This window comes from Mesorhizobium sp. CNPSo 4671 (assembly GCF_057784245.1).
In genome coordinates this window covers 333432-351015 of the sequence record NZ_JBWLUW010000006.1, presented here as the reverse complement: position 1 = coordinate 351015, position 17584 = coordinate 333432, and the positions used below count along the sequence as shown (strand labels likewise).

14 protein-coding genes are annotated in these 17584 nt (G+C 63.0%); 10 read left to right on the top strand and 4 right to left on the bottom strand.

Going from position 1 to position 17584, the window contains the following annotated elements:
- Both AC04SF_RS19775 and AC04SF_RS19770 read left to right on the top strand, forming a co-directional pair.
- The coding region (locus tag AC04SF_RS19775) for an SIS domain-containing protein (RefSeq protein WP_488479179.1) at positions 1-500 on the top strand (500 nt) is incomplete at its 5' end.
- A 480-nt stretch (positions 501-980) separates the two neighbouring features.
- Complete coding sequence (locus AC04SF_RS19770; RefSeq protein WP_096446494.1) at positions 981-1733, top strand: DUF502 domain-containing protein; 753 nt, start codon at positions 981-983, stop codon at positions 1731-1733.
- On the opposite strand, the gene recG is transcribed toward AC04SF_RS19770, so the two are convergent.
- Entirely contained in the window at positions 1685-3793 is a 2109-nt protein-coding gene (gene recG / locus AC04SF_RS19765) for an ATP-dependent DNA helicase RecG (protein ID WP_488479178.1), read from the bottom strand. The two genes, AC04SF_RS19770 and recG, sit on opposite strands and share 49 nt — an antisense overlap.
- A gap of 92 nt (positions 3794-3885) precedes the next feature.
- Between recG and AC04SF_RS19760 the strand changes: the two genes are divergently transcribed.
- The 3 genes from AC04SF_RS19760 to AC04SF_RS19750 all read left to right on the top strand — a co-directional run bounded on the left by AC04SF_RS19760 (position 3886) and on the right by AC04SF_RS19750 (position 9191).
- Entirely contained in the window at positions 3886-4173 is a 288-nt protein-coding gene (locus AC04SF_RS19760; RefSeq protein WP_488479177.1) for an FAD assembly factor SdhE, read from the top strand.
- A 10-nt stretch (positions 4174-4183) separates the two neighbouring features.
- The gene (gene mfd / locus AC04SF_RS19755) at positions 4184-7681 is read left to right on the top strand and encodes a transcription-repair coupling factor (RefSeq protein WP_488479176.1); all 3498 of its coding nucleotides are present in this window, start codon (positions 4184-4186) and stop codon (positions 7679-7681) included.
- 136 nt (positions 7682-7817) lie between these two features.
- Positions 7818-9191: a class II 3-deoxy-7-phosphoheptulonate synthase gene (locus tag AC04SF_RS19750; protein WP_488479175.1), complete on the top strand. Its 1374-nt coding sequence runs from the start codon at positions 7818-7820 to the stop codon at positions 9189-9191.
- A gap of 111 nt (positions 9192-9302) precedes the next feature.
- On the opposite strand, the gene AC04SF_RS19745 is transcribed toward AC04SF_RS19750, so the two are convergent.
- The gene (locus AC04SF_RS19745) at positions 9303-10373 is read right to left on the bottom strand and encodes a GGDEF domain-containing protein (RefSeq protein WP_488479174.1); all 1071 of its coding nucleotides are present in this window, start codon (positions 10371-10373) and stop codon (positions 9303-9305) included.
- Positions 10374-10786: 413 nt separating this feature from the next.
- On the opposite strand from AC04SF_RS19745, the gene AC04SF_RS19740 reads away from it, so the two are divergent.
- Both AC04SF_RS19740 and AC04SF_RS19735 read left to right on the top strand, forming a co-directional pair.
- Positions 10787-11203 carry a GFA family protein gene (locus tag AC04SF_RS19740; RefSeq protein ID WP_488479173.1) on the top strand — a complete coding sequence of 139 codons (417 nt, stop codon included), beginning with the start codon at positions 10787-10789 and terminating at the stop codon, positions 11201-11203.
- Between the two features lie 78 nt (positions 11204-11281).
- Positions 11282-11641: a diacylglycerol kinase gene (locus AC04SF_RS19735; protein ID WP_488479172.1), complete on the top strand. Its 360-nt coding sequence runs from the start codon at positions 11282-11284 to the stop codon at positions 11639-11641.
- Positions 11642-11671: 30 nt separating this feature from the next.
- Here AC04SF_RS19735 and AC04SF_RS19730 read toward each other — a convergent pair whose 3' ends face one another.
- Both AC04SF_RS19730 and AC04SF_RS19725 read right to left on the bottom strand, forming a co-directional pair.
- Positions 11672-12259 (bottom strand): DedA family protein, encoded by a 588-nt coding sequence (locus AC04SF_RS19730; RefSeq protein WP_488479171.1) that lies wholly within the window; start codon positions 12257-12259, stop codon positions 11672-11674.
- A complete protein-coding gene (locus tag AC04SF_RS19725; protein ID WP_488479170.1) occupies positions 12256-12819 on the bottom strand; it encodes a DUF1003 domain-containing protein in 564 nt (187 codons plus the stop codon). The genes AC04SF_RS19730 and AC04SF_RS19725 overlap by 4 nt, the downstream gene beginning before the upstream one ends.
- Positions 12820-12905: 86 nt before the next feature.
- On the opposite strand from AC04SF_RS19725, the gene AC04SF_RS19720 reads away from it, so the two are divergent.
- From AC04SF_RS19720 to AC04SF_RS19710, 3 genes are all read left to right on the top strand, one after another.
- Complete coding sequence (locus AC04SF_RS19720) at positions 12906-13622, top strand: DNA-3-methyladenine glycosylase I (protein WP_488479169.1); 717 nt, start codon at positions 12906-12908, stop codon at positions 13620-13622.
- 97 nt (positions 13623-13719) lie between these two features.
- Complete coding sequence (locus AC04SF_RS19715; RefSeq protein WP_488479168.1) at positions 13720-15396, top strand: NAD+ synthase; 1677 nt, start codon at positions 13720-13722, stop codon at positions 15394-15396.
- Positions 15397-15772: 376 nt separating this feature from the next.
- Positions 15773-17578: an ABC transporter ATP-binding protein gene (locus AC04SF_RS19710; protein ID WP_488479167.1), complete on the top strand. Its 1806-nt coding sequence runs from the start codon at positions 15773-15775 to the stop codon at positions 17576-17578.
- Positions 17579-17584: the final 6 nt, after the last annotated feature.

The window sequence follows — 17584 nt, the reverse complement described above, 5'->3', positions numbered from 1 at the left end:
CCAACCAGGTGCTCAAGCTCGAAGAGCAGATCGAGCGCATCGCGCGCGAACTGTCGCGCTACAAGGACGTGCTCTATCTCGGCCGCGACACCAATTTCCCGCTGGCCATGGAAGGCGCGCTGAAACTCAAGGAAATCTCCTACATCCACGCCGAGGGCTATGCCGCCGGCGAATTGAAGCACGGGCCGATCGCGCTGATCGACGAGAACATGCCGGTCATCGTGATTGCGCCGCATGACCGCATTTTCGAGAAGACCGTGTCGAACATGCAGGAAGTGGCGGCACGCGGCGGCAAGATCATCCTGATCACCGACGCCAAGGGCGCGGCACACTCAAGCGTCAAGACGATGGAGACGATTATCCTGCCGGACGTGCCGGAAATCATCTCGCCGATCATCTACGCGCTGCCGATCCAGATGCTGGCCTATTTCGCCGCCGTGTTCATGGGCACCGACGTCGACCAGCCGCGCAATCTGGCGAAATCCGTGACGGTGGAGTAGGACTCATCCTTTCGTCATCCTCGGGCGGAGCAGGAGCGAAGCTCCTGCGCAGACCCGGGGATCCATGCCGCGACGGTTTTGACGGATCAAAGCGCTGCAGAACCTGGGCCTACCACCCAGCCCTGCGGAAAGCTCGAAACCATTCTGGATTGGACTTTCGATCGGTTCGCTCCGGCTCGCAGTAGACATAGCCCGCATGAGCGAAGGATAGCGGGCTGAACGATCCGCCGACCATCTTGACGGGTTGCATTCTTTGGCCCGCGTCCCGGCAAGGATCCTCGGGCTGCGCCGCGTCGCTTCGCTCCTTGCTCCGCCCGTGGATGACGAAGCGACGGATGTTTCGGCTAATCGCGAACGGAAGCAGCTTCCATCTGGAACACTGGGAGCCGCGCCATAGAGCGAGTCCTTTTAAAAACTTCGCAGTTCCAAACGGCCTTCCGGTTCACTAATGTTGCGCTGCAACCCGCGCTCCGGTGAACCATGTCCGATGCTCCCAAGACCTCCGGCATGACCCGGCTGAGGAACTATTTCCTCACGGGCTTCGTCGTCTGCGCGCCGCTGGCGATCACCGCCTATATCGCCTGGTCGTTCATCGGCTGGGTCGATTCCTGGGTAAAACCCTATATTCCGGCACGTTACAGCCCCGACACCTATCTGCCGTTTCCGGTTCCGGGTTTCGGGCTGATCGTCGCGCTGATCCTGATCACGCTGATTGGTTTTCTCACCGCCAACATTGTCGGCCGCGCCATTGTCGGTTTCGGCGAGCGCCTGCTTGGCCGCATGCCGCTGGTGCGCGGCATCTATGGCTCGCTGAAGCAGATTTTCGAGACCGTGCTGTCGAACAAGGGCGACATGTTCCGCCAGGTCGGGCTGGTCGAATATCCGCGCAAGGGCGTCTGGTCGCTGGTGTTCGTGGCCAGCGAGAAGGAAACCGAGATCAATGAGAAGCTCGATCAGGAAGGCGATCCGCTGATCGCGGTGTTCATGCCATGCACGCCGAACCCGACCACCGGCTTTCTCATGTATGTGCCGAAGTCGGACATTGTGCTGCTCGACATGACGATCGAGGACGGTGCCAAGCTGATCGTTTCGGCCGGGCTCGTGGCGCCCGAGGTGAAGACCAAGTTGGTGACGCTGAACGGTGAGCCGATCAACGGAGCGGTCGCCAATCCGCCGCTAGGGCCTCATCCGGCGCGCAGGAGCCGCACGGCTTCGTCGCGGCCGAACAAATAGAGCAGCAGGCGCAACGCTTCGCCGCGGTCGGATTGCAGCTCCGGGTCGCGCGACAGGATCAGCCTGGCATCGTCGCGGGCGGCCTCCAGGAGATCGGCGTGCGCCTCGATGCGCGCCACCTGGAAGCCCGGTGTGCCGGACTGGCGGGTGCCCAGAAGCTCGCCTTCGCCTCGCAATTTCAGGTCTTCCTCGGCGATCAGGAAGCCGTCCTCGGTCTCGCGCATCACCGACAGCCGGCGTTTTGCCGTCTCGCCGAGCGGATCCTTGTAGAGCAGCACGCAAGAGGAGGGCTTGTCGCCGCGCCCGACGCGCCCGCGCAGCTGGTGCAACTGGGCTAAGCCAAAACGCTCGGCATGTTCGATGACCATGACGGTGGCGTCGGGCACGTCGACGCCGACCTCGATGACGGTGGTGGCGATCAGGATGCGGGTTTCGCCCTCCTTGAAGGCGCGCATCGCCTCGTCTTTCTCGGCGCCCTTCATGCGGCCGTGGACGAGGCCGATGCGGTCGCCGAACAGCGGTTTCAGCGAGGCGAAGCGATCCTCGGCCGACATCAGCTTGATCTCTTCGGATTCTTCCACCAGCGGACAGATCCAGTAGATTTTCTGGCCGCCGGCGACAGCGTCCTCCATGCGGGCGACTAGTTCGTCGAGCCGTTCCAGCGGCAGCGTGACGGTCCGGATTGGCTGTCGGCCGGCCGGTTTTTCCGTCAGTTTCGACACATCCATGTCACCGAAAGCGGTCAGCACCAGCGTGCGCGGGATGGGCGTGGCGGTCATCACCAGCATGTCGGGCGCATCGCCCTTGGCGGTGATGGCGAGCCGCTGATGGACGCCGAAGCGGTGCTGCTCATCGATGACGGCCAGCACCAGATCGTGGAATGTCACCGTCTCCTGGAACAGCGCGTGGGTGCCGACGACGATGTCGATCTCGCCGCTTCCGAGACCAGCCAACGTGTCGGTGCGTTCGCGGCCCTTTTCGCGGCCGGTCAGGATGGCGATGCGCAGCCCAACCTTGGCGGCGAGGGGGGCGATCGTCGCCAGATGCTGGCGCGCCAGGATTTCGGTCGGCGCCATCAGCGCCGCCTGGCCTCCAGCCTCGACGGCGCGCGCCATGGCGAGCAGTGCAACCACCGTCTTGCCCGAGCCGACGTCGCCCTGCAGCAACCGCAGCATGCGCTCGGGGTCGGCAAGGTCGGCATTGATTTCGGCGAGCCCGAATTCCTGGCTTGCGGTCAACGAGTAGGGAAGTGCGGCGCGCAGTTTCTCGACGATGCGGCCGTCGCCGATCAGGGGGCGGCCGGACAGGCGGCGGATCTTTGACCGCACCAGCGCCAGCGAGACCTGGCCCGCCAGCAACTCGTCATAGGCAAGACGCCGCCAGGCGGCACCGTCGATGGAAACATCGATCGGGTCGGCCGGATTGTGGATGCGGGTCAGCGCGTCGGCAAAGGTCGGAAAGGTGTGCCGGCGCATGAAAGCGCCGTCCTGCCATTCCGGCAGTTCGGGCAAACGTGCCAGCGCCTGGCCGATGGCCCGGCGCAGAACCTTGCCCGAGAGCCCTGCGGTCAGCGGATAGACCGGTTCGACCAGCGGCAGGTCTTCCGCCTCGCTGGCCAGCGCGATATGGTCGGGGTGGACCATGGTCGGGCGGCCGTTGAACCATTCCATGCGGCCCGAGACCACGACATGCTCGCCAACGGGCATTGCCTTTTCGAGGTAGGCGGCGTGTGCATGGAAGAAGGTCAGGCCGATTTCGCCGGTGTCGTCATGGGCATAGACCCTGTAGGGCACCGACCGGTTGCCGCGCGGCGGCGGCAGGTGGCGGTCGATGCGCACGTCGAGCGTGACGATCTGGCCTTCCGCGGACCCTGCGATGCCCGGCCGGCTGCGGCGGTCGATCACGGTGTGCGGCAGCACGAACAGCAGGTCGCCCGCGCGCGCGGCGCGATCACCAAGATCAGCCGTGACAACCTTCTCGATCAGCGCGCCAACCTTCGGCCCGACGCCGGCGAGCGAAGTGATCGGAACAAACAGTGGATCGAGGATGGAAGGACGCATGATGTCAGCTTATGTCGCGACGGCCTCAGCGCAAGGCTGACAGCCCCTTCTATCCACGCTATATGCGCCGCAGCAAGTGAGGATGCGGCACAATGACCGGAACGAAACGATCAAGCGAGGGGCTGGACGCCCGCCGCCGCAAGCTGTTGTTCCGCTCCTGGCATCGCGGCATGCGCGAGATGGATCTGATCCTCGGCACCTTTGCCGACGCCGAGATCGGCGCCTTGACGGCTGAGGAAATCGACCAATATGAAGGGCTTCTCGATATTCCCGACACCGACTTCCTGCCGCTGATCACGGGCGAAATCCCTGTGCCGGCGGATATCGACTGTGCAGTCCTGCAAAAGATCCTGGCGTCCCGCCGGACCATGACATTTTAAACGTGCAATCATGAGCCTCATCCCCAAAATCGGTCTGCCGAAAGGCCGTGCCGGCCAGTTCATCGTCGACGGTGTCGCCGATGGCTATGAAGCCTTTGCGTTGGTGCAGGCGATCCATGAGATCGCGCCCGACAAGCCGGTGCTGTTCGTGGCGCGCGACGGCCAACGCCTGCCGGCAATCATTGAGGCGCTGGCCTTCGCCGCGCCCGGCCTGCCGGTGCTGGAGCTGCCGGCCTGGGATTGTCTGCCCTACGATCGCGTCTCGCCCGGCTCGGATGCCGCCGCCAAGCGTCTCGATGCGCTCACCGCCATGATCGCGCTGGCGAAGAAGCCGCACCGCGCCGTCATCCTCACCACGGCCAATGCGCTGCTGCAGCGCATTCCGCCGGCCGACCTTGTCGAGGCACAGACCTTTCATGCCAGGCCCGGCAACCAGATCGACATGAACGCGCTGGTGTCGCGGCTGGAAACTTCCGGCTTCGAGCGCGTGCCGACGGTGCGCGGCATCGGCGAATTCGCGGTACGCGGCGGCATTCTCGACCTGTTCGCGCCCGGCTGGACCGAGGCGCTCAGGCTCGACTTCTTCGGCGACACGCTGGAATCGATCCGCGTCTTCGACGCCGCCACGCAGCGCACCACCGGCCAGCGCAAGTCGATGGCGCTGCAGGCGATGAGCGAAGTGGCGCTGACACCCGAAACCATCAGCCGCTTCCGCCGCTCCTACATCGATGCCTTTGGCGCGCCGCAGCGCGACGACGGGCTTTATGCGGCCGTCAGCGAAGGGCGGCGTTTCGCCGGCATGGAGCACTGGCTGCCGTTCTTCTACGAGCGGCTGGAAACCGTGTTCGACTATCTGCCTGACACGCCAGTCATTTTCGACCATCTGGCGCATGAAGCGCTGGCCGAGCGCCACACGCTGATCCTCGACCATTACGAGGCGCGCAAGAAGCAGGCCGACGCCGCCTTGAAGGATGCCGTGCCGTACAAGCCGGTGGCGCCGGACCTGCTTTATCTCTCGCCGGAAAACCTGATCGCCTCGCTCGGGCCGCGCGAAGCGATCGACTTCACGCCCTTCGATGCGCCCGATGCCGGCGCGAAAAAGGTCTACCACGCCGGCTCGCGCCATGGCCGCAGCTTCGTCGAGGAGCGCGCCGACCCGAATGTCAATGTCTTCGATGTCGTCGTGAGGCATATCGCCGACGAGCGCGCGGCGCGCCGCCGCGTCGTCATTGCCGGCTGGACCGAAGGTTCGCTCGACCGGCTTGGCCAGATCCTCACCGAACATCATCTCGGCAATCTCAAGCAGGTCGAAACACTGGCGGAAGCCGAACAGCTTGAGCCGGGGCAGGCGGCATTGGCTGTGCTGCCGCTCGAATCCGGCTTCGAAACTGAAAAGCTGGTCGTCGTCGCCGAACAGGACATTCTGGGCGACCGGCTGATCCGGCGTTCCAAGCGCAAGAAGCGCGCTTCCGATTTCATTGCCGAGGCTTCGGCCTTGTCGGCCGGCGATATCGTCGTCCATGCCGACCATGGCATTGGCCGCTTCATCGGCCTGCGCACCATCGAGGCGGTCGGCGCGCCGCATGACTGCCTGGAAATCCACTATGCCGGCGATGACCGGCTGTTCCTGCCGGTGGAAAACATCGAGCTCCTGTCGCGTTATGGCTCTGATACAGCCGAGGCGACGCTGGACAAGCTGGGCGGCGGCGCCTGGCAGTCGCGCAAGGCAAAGCTGAAACGGCGCCTGCTCGACATGGCCGGGCAACTGATCCGCATCGCCGCCGAGCGGCAGATGCGTGCCGCGCCGGCGCTGGTGCCGGCCGAAGGCCTCTATGACGAATTCTCAGCCCGTTTCCCCTATGAGGAGACCGACGATCAGCAGACGGCGATCGACTCGGTGCGCGACGATCTTGGCGCCGGCAAGCCGATGGACCGGCTGATCTGCGGCGATGTCGGCTTCGGCAAGACCGAAGTGGCGCTGCGCGCCGCCTTCATCGCGGCGATGGAAGGGTTCCAGGTCGCGGTGGTGGTGCCGACGACTTTGTTGTCACGGCAGCATTTCAAGACGTTTTCGCAGCGCTTCTCCGGCCTTCCCATTCGCGTCGCCCAGGCGTCGCGGCTGGTCGGCGCCAAGGAACTGGCGGAAACCAAAAAGGGCATCGCCGAAGGCCAGGTCGACATCGTCATCGGCACCCATGCGCTGCTCGGCTCCGCCATCTCGTTCAAGAATCTCGGCCTGCTGATCATCGACGAGGAGCAGCACTTTGGCGTCAAGCACAAGGAACGGCTGAAGGATCTGAAGGCCGATGTCCACGTGCTGACGCTGTCGGCGACGCCGATTCCGCGCACCTTGCAGCTGGCGCTGACGGGCGTGCGCGAGCTGTCGCTGATCGCCACGCCGCCGGTCGACCGCATGGCGGTGCGCACCTTCATCTCGCCCTTCGATCCGCTGGTCATTCGCGAGACGCTGCTGCGCGAGCGTTATCGCGGCGGGCATTCCTTCTATGTCGTGCCGCGTATCAGTGATCTGTCGGAAATCCATGATTTCCTGAAGGAATCTGTCCCGGAGCTGAAAGTGGCGGTGGCCCATGGCCAGATGCCGCCGGGCGAGCTCGACGACATCATGAATGCCTTCTACGACGGCCAGTACGACGTGCTTCTGTCGACCACCATCGTCGAATCCGGCCTCGACATCCCGACCGCCAACACGCTGATCATCCACCGCGCCGACATGTTCGGCCTGTCGCAGCTCTACCAGCTGCGTGGCCGCGTCGGCCGTTCCAAGGTGCGCGCCTATGCGCTGTTCACGCTGCCGGCCAACCGCAAGCTGACCGACACCGCCGAGCGCCGGCTGAAAGTGCTGCAATCGCTCGACACGCTGGGCGCCGGTTTCCAGCTCGCCAGCCACGATCTCGATATCAGGGGCGCCGGCAATCTTCTCGGCGAAGAACAGTCCGGCCATATCAAGGAGGTCGGCTTCGAGCTCTATCAGCAGATGCTGGAGGAGGCCGTGGCCGAGGTGAAGGATTCCGGCGAGGTCCAGGATGGCGGCTGGTCGCCGCAGATCGCCGTCGGTACCGCGGTGATGATCCCGGAAAGCTATGTGCCTGACCTGCAGCTCAGGCTGGCGCTCTACCGCCGTCTCGGCGACCTCGAAAACACCGAGGAGATCGACGCTTTTGGTGCCGAACTGATCGACCGTTTCGGCCCGCTGCCGGACGAGGTCAAGCATCTCTTGAAGATCGTCTTCATCAAGGCGCTTTGCCGCAAGGCCAATGTCGAGAAGCTCGATGCCGGGCCGAAGGGCGTCGTCATCCATTTCCGCAAGCGTGAGTTCTCCAATCCGGTCGGCCTGGTCAAGTTCATCGGCGAGCAGGGCTCGCTGGCCAAGATCCGGCCGGATCACAGCGTCGTCTTCGTGCGCGATTGGCCGACGCCGGACAAGCGCTTGGCGGGCTCGGCGGTGGTGATGACACAACTGGCAAGGCTGGTCGAGAAGGCGGCATAGCCCACCCGACCCATTCGCCAGCGCTGAAATTCCGGTCTAGAATAGGAAATCGGCTTCGTGTATGGAGCCGCCACCCCATATAGGGGCGGGAAATGGCAGGCGAGGGTGCTTGCCGGAAAGAGCGTTGGGTGCAGCGATGACGAAATGGTCGCCGAATTCGTGGAGAGCAAAGCCGATCAAGCAGGTTCCTGCCTATCCGGACCTTGCCGCGCTGAAGAGCACCGAAGCCCAACTCGCCACCTTTCCGCCGCTGGTCTTTGCCGGTGAAGCACGCAAGCTCAAGAAGCAATTGGCAGCCGTCGCTGCCGGTGAAGCCTTCCTGCTCCAAGGGGGCGACTGCGCCGAAAGCTTTGCCGAACATGGCGCTGACAACATCCGCGACTTCTTCCGCGTCTTCCTGCAAATGTCGGTCGTGCTGACCTTTGCCGGCGCACAGCCGGTGGTGAAGGTTGGCCGCGTTGCCGGCCAGTTCGCCAAGCCACGCTCGTCCGACAACGAGACCAAGGGCGAGGTGACGCTGCCGAGCTATCGCGGCGACATAATCAACGGCATCGAATTCGATCAGAAGTCGCGCATTCCCGACCCCGCCCGCCAGGAAATGGCCTACCGCCAGTCGGCGGCGACGCTCAACCTTTTGCGCGCCTTCGCGCAGGGTGGCTATGCCAGCCTGGAGAACGTGCATAGCTGGATGCTCGGCTTCGTGGCCGACAGCCCGCAGGGCGAGAAATACGAGTCGCTCGCCAACCGCATCACCGAGACGATGGACTTCATGAAGGCCGTCGGCATCACCTCGGAGACCAACTACGCGCTGCGAGAGACCGATTTCTACACCAGCCATGAGGCGCTGCTGCTCGGCTATGAGGAGGCGCTGACCCGCGTCGACTCGACCTCGGGCGACTGGTACGCCACCTCGGGCCACATGATCTGGATCGGCGACCGCACCCGCCAGCCTGATCACGCGCATGTCGAATATTGCCGCGGCATCAAGAACCCGCTTGGCCTGAAATGCGGTCCGTCGCTGACGCCGGACGGCCTGCTGGAACTGATCGACCTGCTCAACCCCGAGAACGAGCCCGGCCGGCTGACGCTGATCGCCCGCTTTGGCTCGGACAAGGTCGCCGACCATCTGCCCAAGCTGGTGCGCGCGGTGGAGAAAGAAGGCCGCAGCGTGGTGTGGTCGTCGGACCCGATGCATGGCAACACGATCGAGGCCGCCGGCTACAAGACGCGGCCGTTCGACCGCATCCTGAAGGAAGTGCAGACCTTCTTCGAGGTGCACCGCGCCGAAGGCACGCATCCCGGCGGCATCCATGTCGAGATGACCGGCAAGAACGTCACCGAATGCACGGGCGGCGCCCGCGCCATCACGGCCGAGGAATTGCAGGACCGCTACCACACCCATTGCGACCCGCGCCTCAATGCCGACCAGGCGATCGAACTGGCCTTCCTGGTGTCGGACCTGCTGAAGAAGAGCCACCCGGTACAGCACAAGCAGGCCGTGAACGGCTAATTCCGGACCATTCAACCGATAAAGGAAAGGCGCCTGGGAAACCCGGCGCCTTCTCCATTTTCAGCTGATCGTTTGCGCTCCCGCCCTTACGGGCGCAATCGGAAGGAGGCGTCAGTCCTTCTTGTAGAGCAACCAGCTCTTGCCGGCGCGGCCGGCCATCGTCGAATGTTTGGTGACGCGGTTGCGGCCGCTGACCTTGGACCGGTAGAGCGCCCGGTCGGCCTTGGTGTAGAGGTCTTCCGGCCCTTCAGCCTCCGACGCCATGCAGATGCCCATCGAGACCGTCACCGTGCCGTAATTCATGCCGGTCTGGCTGCTGGTGAACGGCGTCTGCTCGATAAGGGCGCGAATGCGCTCCGCGATCTCGTAGGTGGCATCTTCGCTGGCGCCCTCGACGATCAGTGCGAACTCCTCGCCGCCGGTGCGGGCGACGAACATGTCGCCGCGAATGCTGGTCTGGAAAATCTCGGCGATGATCTGGATGATCTTGTCCCCTACAGGATGGCCGTAGCGGTCATTGATATCCTTGAACCGATCGATGTCGGCAAGGATCAGGGCGTTGAACAGGATGCCCTTGTTGCTGTTGTAGATCCGGGTGATTTCCTTGTCGAAGGCGCGGCGGTTCCAGATCTGGGTCAACGGATCCGTGTTGGCCAGCCGCTTGTATTCCTCGAGTTTCAACTTGACGTTCTCGAGTTCGGCCGTCTTGTCGCTTAGAGTCGAGGCGATCTGTCGACCGTGATCGATCGTCGAATTGGTGGCGACGGCCATGGCGTTGGCGATCTTCTGCAAGAGGTCCTGCGAGAGCAGGCTGCGATTGCTCAAGCCGCTCGATGTTTCATCCAGGATCCTGCCGTATTTTTCGATGTGGCTGCGCTCGCTCCGCAACAGCGCCGCGACCTCCTCGAGCTCCCTGGCGATGACGTCTCGGGCATGCTCGACGATGCCGGGGCCGTGGTTCTGGGCGAAGAAGGCGCGCCCGATCTGATCCAGCTCGTCCTGCGTCGGCCGGTTGCTCAAGGACACGACGGCGAGGCTGAGCTCGCGATTGGTGCCGCTCAATGCCTCGTAGAAGATTTCATAGTTGCGCGGCAGGCCGAGTACGCCAAGCTGGCGCATGGTCGTGACAACCGTGGCTGCGATGTCGGTGCTTCTTTCGGTCGTGGCGGCTGCCGGCTGCATGTCTGATTCACTCTTCCCCTCGGATCCCGGCGCGGAATTTGCGGGTTCCATTGATCGCCGAGCTGGGGAGCGCGACCGATAGTCCAGAACATCTTGCGACGAGGCGTGTCCCCACCCGCGACCTTCGCTTGGCGTGACCATAGTTGCAGCAGCGCTAAAGTTTCCTTAATCCGCGCGGCTTCCACAGGTTTTTCGCCACCTGTGGCTGTAGAAGCATGAATTTTTGCACCGACGTCGCCTGACAACACCCAGTTTGGCGGCTTTGAATTTGAAATCCGCACGGCGCGCTTCTGGAAATGAAACTGGATTTCGAATTCACCACGCCAATCGATGTCGCATTTGCTTGCGCGTGACCACCGCAAAGCTGGAATCCTGGCAAAGATGCTGGACGAGGTTTCTTGAAGGAGCGCCGAATGAGCGACAGTCACCAGGGATCATGCCTGTGCGGAGCGGTCCGCTTCCGAACAAGTGGAGCGCTTCGGGGGGTCGTTTACTGTCATTGTTCGCAGTGCAGGAAGCAGAGCGGGCATTTCTATGCCGCGACCAATGTTGCCAACGCCGATATCGTCATCGAAGGCTCGGAGAGCATCACCTGGTATGAAGCGTCCGCTTTCGCCGGGCGCGGCTTCTGCAGAACATGTGGGTCCGTGCTTTTCTGGAAGCCAAGGGCTCAAGACTATATTTCGGTGATGGCGGGAGCGTTCGACAAGCCGACAGGTCTCACGGGCGACTGTCATATCTTCGTTGGTGACAAGGGCGACTATTATTCAATCGACGACGGGCTGCCGCAGTTTGAAAAGTCAACGCCTTCGATAGCGGTCGCTGGATGAATTTTGGACGAGACGCCTTATTCCCTTGATCGGGCCATTGCTTTATCTCGTGCCGGTGATCCGGAAAGAGGTTTGGGCATGCAGCGGCTGATCGACGCTTTTATCAATTCGGTGCGGGCGTTTCGCAAACTGGCCGTCAGCGAGAAGGCCTTCCAGCAGGAACTGATGCTGCTCGCGTTGGCCTTGCCGGCCGGGTGGTTTGTTTCGGTGTCCTGGCGTGGTTATGCCTTGCTGATCGGCGCGGTGCTGTTGCTGATCATGGTCGAGGTGCTGAATACCGGCATCGAGGCCGCCTGCGATGCCTTCAGCCGCGAGTTCAATGTCGACATCCAACTGGCCAAGGATTGCGGTTCGCTGGCTGTGCTGATTTCGGTGGTCATCGTCGCCGGTGTCTGGGGCATCGCCCTCATCGAGCGGATCACCGGCTTTCCGATCTGACCTTCCGTGCGACCATAGAGGCTGGCGGCATCACTGCTCCCGGCCGCGCTCGCGCTTGGCGATGTGGCGGGCGGCAAGCCAGGCGAGCACGGCCACGGTGAGGCCGATGCCGAGCCCGATCAGCAGCCGTTCGTGGCGCAGCAACGCCTGGCCGACCAAGTGCTCGGCGCCCAACCCGAAAACGTAGCCGATTGAGCTGAACAGCACCGCCCAGATCACCGATGAGATGGCGTTGAGGATGACGAAACGTGGTGCTGCTGTGGCCGAAAGGCCGGCCGCGATGCCGCCGACCAGACGCATGCCGTAGACATAGCGGTTCGACAGCACGAAGATATTGGGGTGGGTGTTGAGCAAGCGATAGGCGCGGCGGAAGCCGGGCCGCCCGCGCAACCTGACGACATGCCGGTTGTCGGCGAAACTCCTGCCGAGGATGAAGAAACAGGTGTCGCCGACGAAGGCGCCGAGTGCTGCCGCGGCAACGGCATGCCAGAGCACGAAAACATGCTGGTGGGCGAAGAAGCCGCCGAGGATGGCGGCACTTTCGCCTTCGGCGACACAGCCGAGAAAGACGGCCAGCAGCCCATACTGTTCGATGAAATGATGGATGGCTTCGGTCATGAAGCCGACTGCTGCTGCGCCAGCCTCTCGTCAATGCGCTTGACCATCTCGGCCAGCCGCACGATCTCGTCGCGCATGCCGATGATCTGGCTGTGGCGCAGTTCATCGAGTTTTTCGTGCAGCGCCATGATCTCGATCTCGGCCTTCAGATTGACCTCGTAGTCATGGGCGGCATCGATGCGGTCGCGTTCAGTCTGGCGGTTCTGTGCCATCATGATCACCGGCGCCTGCAGAGCGGCGACCATCGACAGCACCAGATTGAGGAAGATGAACGGGTAGGGATCGAAGGCATCGCGCGTCAAAAGCCAGACATTGCCAACGGTCCAAAGGACCAGAAAAGCCAAGAAACCCAGGATGAACGACCAGGAGCCGCCGATGCGGGCGATCGTATCGGCGAGGCGGTCGCCGAAGGTCTGGTGGAAGGCGACGGCCTTGTTGGTGTCCCTGGAGATCGTCGTGCGCTCGAGCGTCGATTGCAGCACCCGGTTTTCGAGTGGGCTGAGGCCGTCCGGCCGTCGCTTGAGCCAGCGGTTCGCCAGATCGTCGATTGTCTTGTACATGGCCGTCTCCGTCGTCAGTGGAGATAGACGTAGAGGCTGCCGGGCCTCGCGGGAAGTGGTACATTCAAGCCAACAGCGAGGGATCCATGGCCGATTTCCAGAAAATTCGTCTGCGCGCGGCAAAACGCAAGGGCGGCGAGGCGGAGCTTTCGACGCTGCTTGGGCCGGTGCCTGACAATGCCGCCGTCGCCGATATTCCGGACGGTCGCATTCTCTCGACGATGGCTGAGCGGATCTTTGCCGCCGGTTTTGTCTGGCGGGTCATCGAACAAAAATGGCCGGGTTTCGAAGAGGCGTTTCTGCGCTTCGAGCCGAAGCGGCTGTTGTTCCAGCCCGACGATTTCTGGCACGATCTGGCTTCCGACCAACGCATTGTGCGCAACCCGCAGAAGATCAAATCCGTGCGCGACAACGCCGCTTTCGTCGAACGCGTGTCGAAGGAGCATGGCAGCTTCGGTGAATTCCTCGCCAATTGGCCTGCCGGCGACCAGGTCGGGCTGATGGCCTATCTCGGCAAGCATGGCAGCCGGCTGGGCGGCAATACCGGCCAGTATTTCCTGCGCTGGCTGGGCTGGGATGCCTTTGTCATTTCGGCCGACATGGCGGCAGCATTGCGCGATGCTGGCCTCGATATCGCCGAAAGCCCGACATCGAAGAAGGACCTCGACAAGATTCAGGCTCAGATCAATCGATGGGTGGCCGACACGGGCCTGCCGCGCCGGCACATTTCGCGCATCCTGGCGATGTCGATCGGCGAGAACCATTCGCCGCAGTCGCTGCGCGAATATATGGGCGACGACTGATCGTCCCTGTGGACGCGGATGACCCACATCATTCGGTCCGAATTGGTCCAAACGAACGCCATTGCTCGGCGAATTTTGGCGCGCTAAACCGGCAGGCATGACCAAGAAGCCCGACATCCTGCGTATCGCGATCGCCCAGCTCAACCCGACCGTCGGCGATGTCGCCGGCAACCTCGCAAAGGCCCGCCAGGCGAGGGCGGATGCCGCGCGCCAGGGCGCCGATCTCGTGCTCTATACCGAGCTTTTCCTGGCCGGTTACCCCCCGGAAGATCTGGTGCTGAAGCCGGCCTTCCTGAAGGCTTGCGAAAAGGCGGCGCAGGAGTTTGCCGCCGATACATCCGATGGCGGCCCGGGCGTCATCATCGGCACGCCGCTGAAGCGCAAGAGCGGCACGCACAATTCGATCATCGTCGCCGATGGCGGCAAAATCCTGGCCGAACGCTACAAGCTCGACCTGCCGAACTATGGCGAGTTCGACGAGAAGCGCGTCTTCCAGGCAGGGCTAGAGATCCAAGGCCCCGTCAATTTCCGCGGCGTGCGCATCGGCATCCCGATTTGCGAAGATATTTGGGGCGATGTCGGCATTTGCGAATCGCTGGCGGAAAGCGGGGCGGAAATCCTGCTGGTGCCGAACGGTTCGCCCTACTATCGCGCCAAGATCGATGTCCGTCACCAGGTGGTCATCCGCCAGGTGATCGAATGCGGGCTGCCGATCACCTATGCCAACCAGCTCGGTGGCCAGGACGAGCTGATCTTCGACGGCGCGTCGTTCGCCATCGGCGCCGACAAGACATTGGCTTTCCAGATGAGCCAGTTCGAGGAAGCGGTCGACGTCATCACATGGAAGCGCCGGGAGGACGGCTGGGTCTGCTCGGAAGGGCCGATGTCGAAGATCCCCGAGCGGGAGGAGGCCGACTATCGCGCCTGCATGCTGGGCTTGCGCGACTACGTCAACAAGAACGGCTTCAAGAATGTGGTGCTCGGCCTGTCCGGCGGCATCGATTCGGCGATCTGCGCTGCCCTTGCCGTCGACGCGCTCGGCGAGGAGCGGCTGCGCGCGGTGATGATGCCCTACCGCTACACCTCGAAGGATTCACTGAAGGATGCCGAGGATTGCGCCCGGGCGCTCGGCTGCCGCTATGACATCGTGCCGATCTTCGAGCCGGTGGAAGGCTTTCTGCACACGCTGACGCAGCTCTTCGAGGGCACCAAGGAAGGCATCACCGAGGAGAACCTGCAGAGCCGCGCGCGCGGCACCATCCTGATGGCGATCTCCAATAAGTTCGGCTCGATGGTGGTCACGACGGGCAACAAGAGCGAGATGTCGGTGGGCTACGCCACGCTCTATGGCGACATGAATGGTGGCTTCAATCCTATAAAAGACCTCTACAAGATGCAGGTCTACGCGCTGTCGCGCTGGCGTAACAGCCATGTGCCGCCGGGTGCGCTCGGGCCCTCGGGCGAGGTCATCCCGAAGAACATCATCGACAAGGCGCCGTCGGCGGAATTGCGCGAGAACCAGACCGACCAGGATTCGCTGCCGCCCTATCCGGTGCTGGACGATATCCTCGAATGCCTGGTCGAAAACGAGATGGGCGTCGACGACATCGTCGCGCGCGGCCATGACCGGGCAACGGTGACGCGCATCGAGCACCTGCTCTATATCGCCGAATACAAGCGCCGGCAGGCCGCACCCGGTGTGAAGATCACCCGGAAGAATTTCGGCCGCGACCGCCGCTACCCCATCACCAACCGTTTCAGGGATCGCGGGTAAGCGCGTTTCCCGTTGTTGCAAAATAACCGCAGTGGTTGGACCAGATAGGCTTTTGGCGCGAGCCAGTCTTGGCGATGCGTAGGGGCGTCTCTATAAGGACCGTTCCGCGATTCATTTGCGGGAGGTCCGAATGGCAGTATTTCACATGGTAATGCGAGGCCGCGAAGCCTAGGTCTCATCCGGCGCTCGGCGAAGGTCCATCCTTTGCATCGTAGCCGGATTGAGCACAGGCTTATGCCGATGCCGGTCGCCGCCCGATTACGGGCGTGACGCCAAGATATGCCACTCCGCTTCTGGGCAATCATTTGCCCCTTGCGCGGCTTCTTCAATTTTCGACCTTACTTGGGATCGGGCTCGTTTGCGCCCGAATGACATCATGGCTCGTTTCAAGATCGATTTGCGCGCGAGCGCCTTTCGCAGCGTTCTTGGTTTCACGCTCACCCATTGGCGGCGCCAGCCTTGGCGGCTTTCGCTGATCATGGGTGGTTTCCTGCTGTCGACGCTGGCCGACGTCCTGACGCCGCTCTATTCCGGCCGGCTGGTCGATGCTGTCGCCAGCAGCGCCGGCGCGGACGCCATTGCCTGGAATGCCGCGATGACGGCGTTTTCTATTTTGATGGCGCTCGCCTTGACCGGCGTCGTGCTGCGCAACATGGCGTTCATGGGCATCGTCGAACTGACGCTGAAGATGATGGCCGACATCGCCGCCGATGCCTTCCATCGCGTTCAGCGCTTTTCCACCGACTGGCACGCCAACTCGTTTGCTGGCTCGACCGTGCGCAAGGTGACGCGCGGCATGTGGGCGCTCGACCTGCTCAACGACACCATCCTGATCGCGCTGCTGCCGTCCGTGGTCATGCTTGTCGGCTCGACGCTGCTGCTCGGCTGGTTCTGGCCGCTGATGGGTGTGGTCGTGGCCGCTGGTTCGGTGCTGTTCATCATGGTGACGGGGATGCTGTCGCTTGGCTATGTCGCGCCGGCGGCAAGGCTCGCCAACACCTGGGACACGCGCCTCGGCGGTTCGCTCGCCGACGCGGTGAGCTGCAACGCTGTGGTCAAGGGCTTTGGCGCCGAGGAGCGCGAAGAGCGCCGCCTTGCCAAGGTTGTCGCCAAATGGCGGGCGCGCACGCGGCGCACCTGGGTGCGCGGCACCATCAACGGCACCACGCAAGGGGCGCTGCTGCTGGTCATGCGCGCCGCGGTGATCGGCCTGTCGCTGCTCTTGTGGTCGTGGGGGCAGGCCAGCGCCGGCGACGTCGCCTTCGTGCTCACCTCGTTCTTCGTGCTGCAAGGTTATTTGCGCGATATCGGCACGCATATCCGCAATCTGCAGCGTTCGATCAACGACATGGAGGAACTGGTCGATTTCCAGTCCGAACCGCTCGGCATCGAGGACCGGCCCGGCGCCAGGCCGATCCGGATCACGCAAGGGGCCATCAGCTTCGACAACGTCACCTTCCACTACGGCAATCACCGGTCGCCGCTCTATCGCGACTTTTCGGTCGATATCGCGCCGGGTGAGCGGGTCGGGCTCGTCGGTCACTCCGGTTCGGGCAAGACGACCTTCGTCAAGCTCATCCAGCGGCTCTATGACGTGAATGCGGGCAAGATTCTGATCGACGGCCAGGATATTTCGCAGGTGGCGCAAGCATCGCTGCGCGGGCAGATCGCCATCGTCCAGCAGGAGCCGATCCTGTTCCATCGCTCGCTGGCCGAGAACATCGCCTATGCCAGGCCAAGCGCAACGCAGGAGGAGATCGAGCATGCCGCCAGGCTTGCGAGTGCGCATGACTTCATCACCAGCCTGCCGAAAGGCTACGGCACGCTGGTCGGCGAACGCGGCGTTAAATTGTCGGGCGGCGAGCGTCAGCGCGTGGCGATCGCGCGTGCTTTCCTGGCCGATGCGCGCATCCTGATCCTGGACGAGGCGACGTCGAGCCTCGATTCGGAATCGGAAGTGTTGATCCAGCAGGCGATGGAACGGCTGATGGTCGGCCGCACCACGCTGGTCATCGCACATCGGCTGTCGACGGTCCGGGCGCTCGACCGGCTGCTTGTCTTCGACAGCGGCAACATCGTCGAGGAAGGCTCGCATGACGAGCTGATCAGGCTGAAGGGCGGCATCTACCGCCGCCTGTTCGAGCGCCAGGCGCTCGAGCTGACCAAGGGACTGGTCGTCTGAACTGAG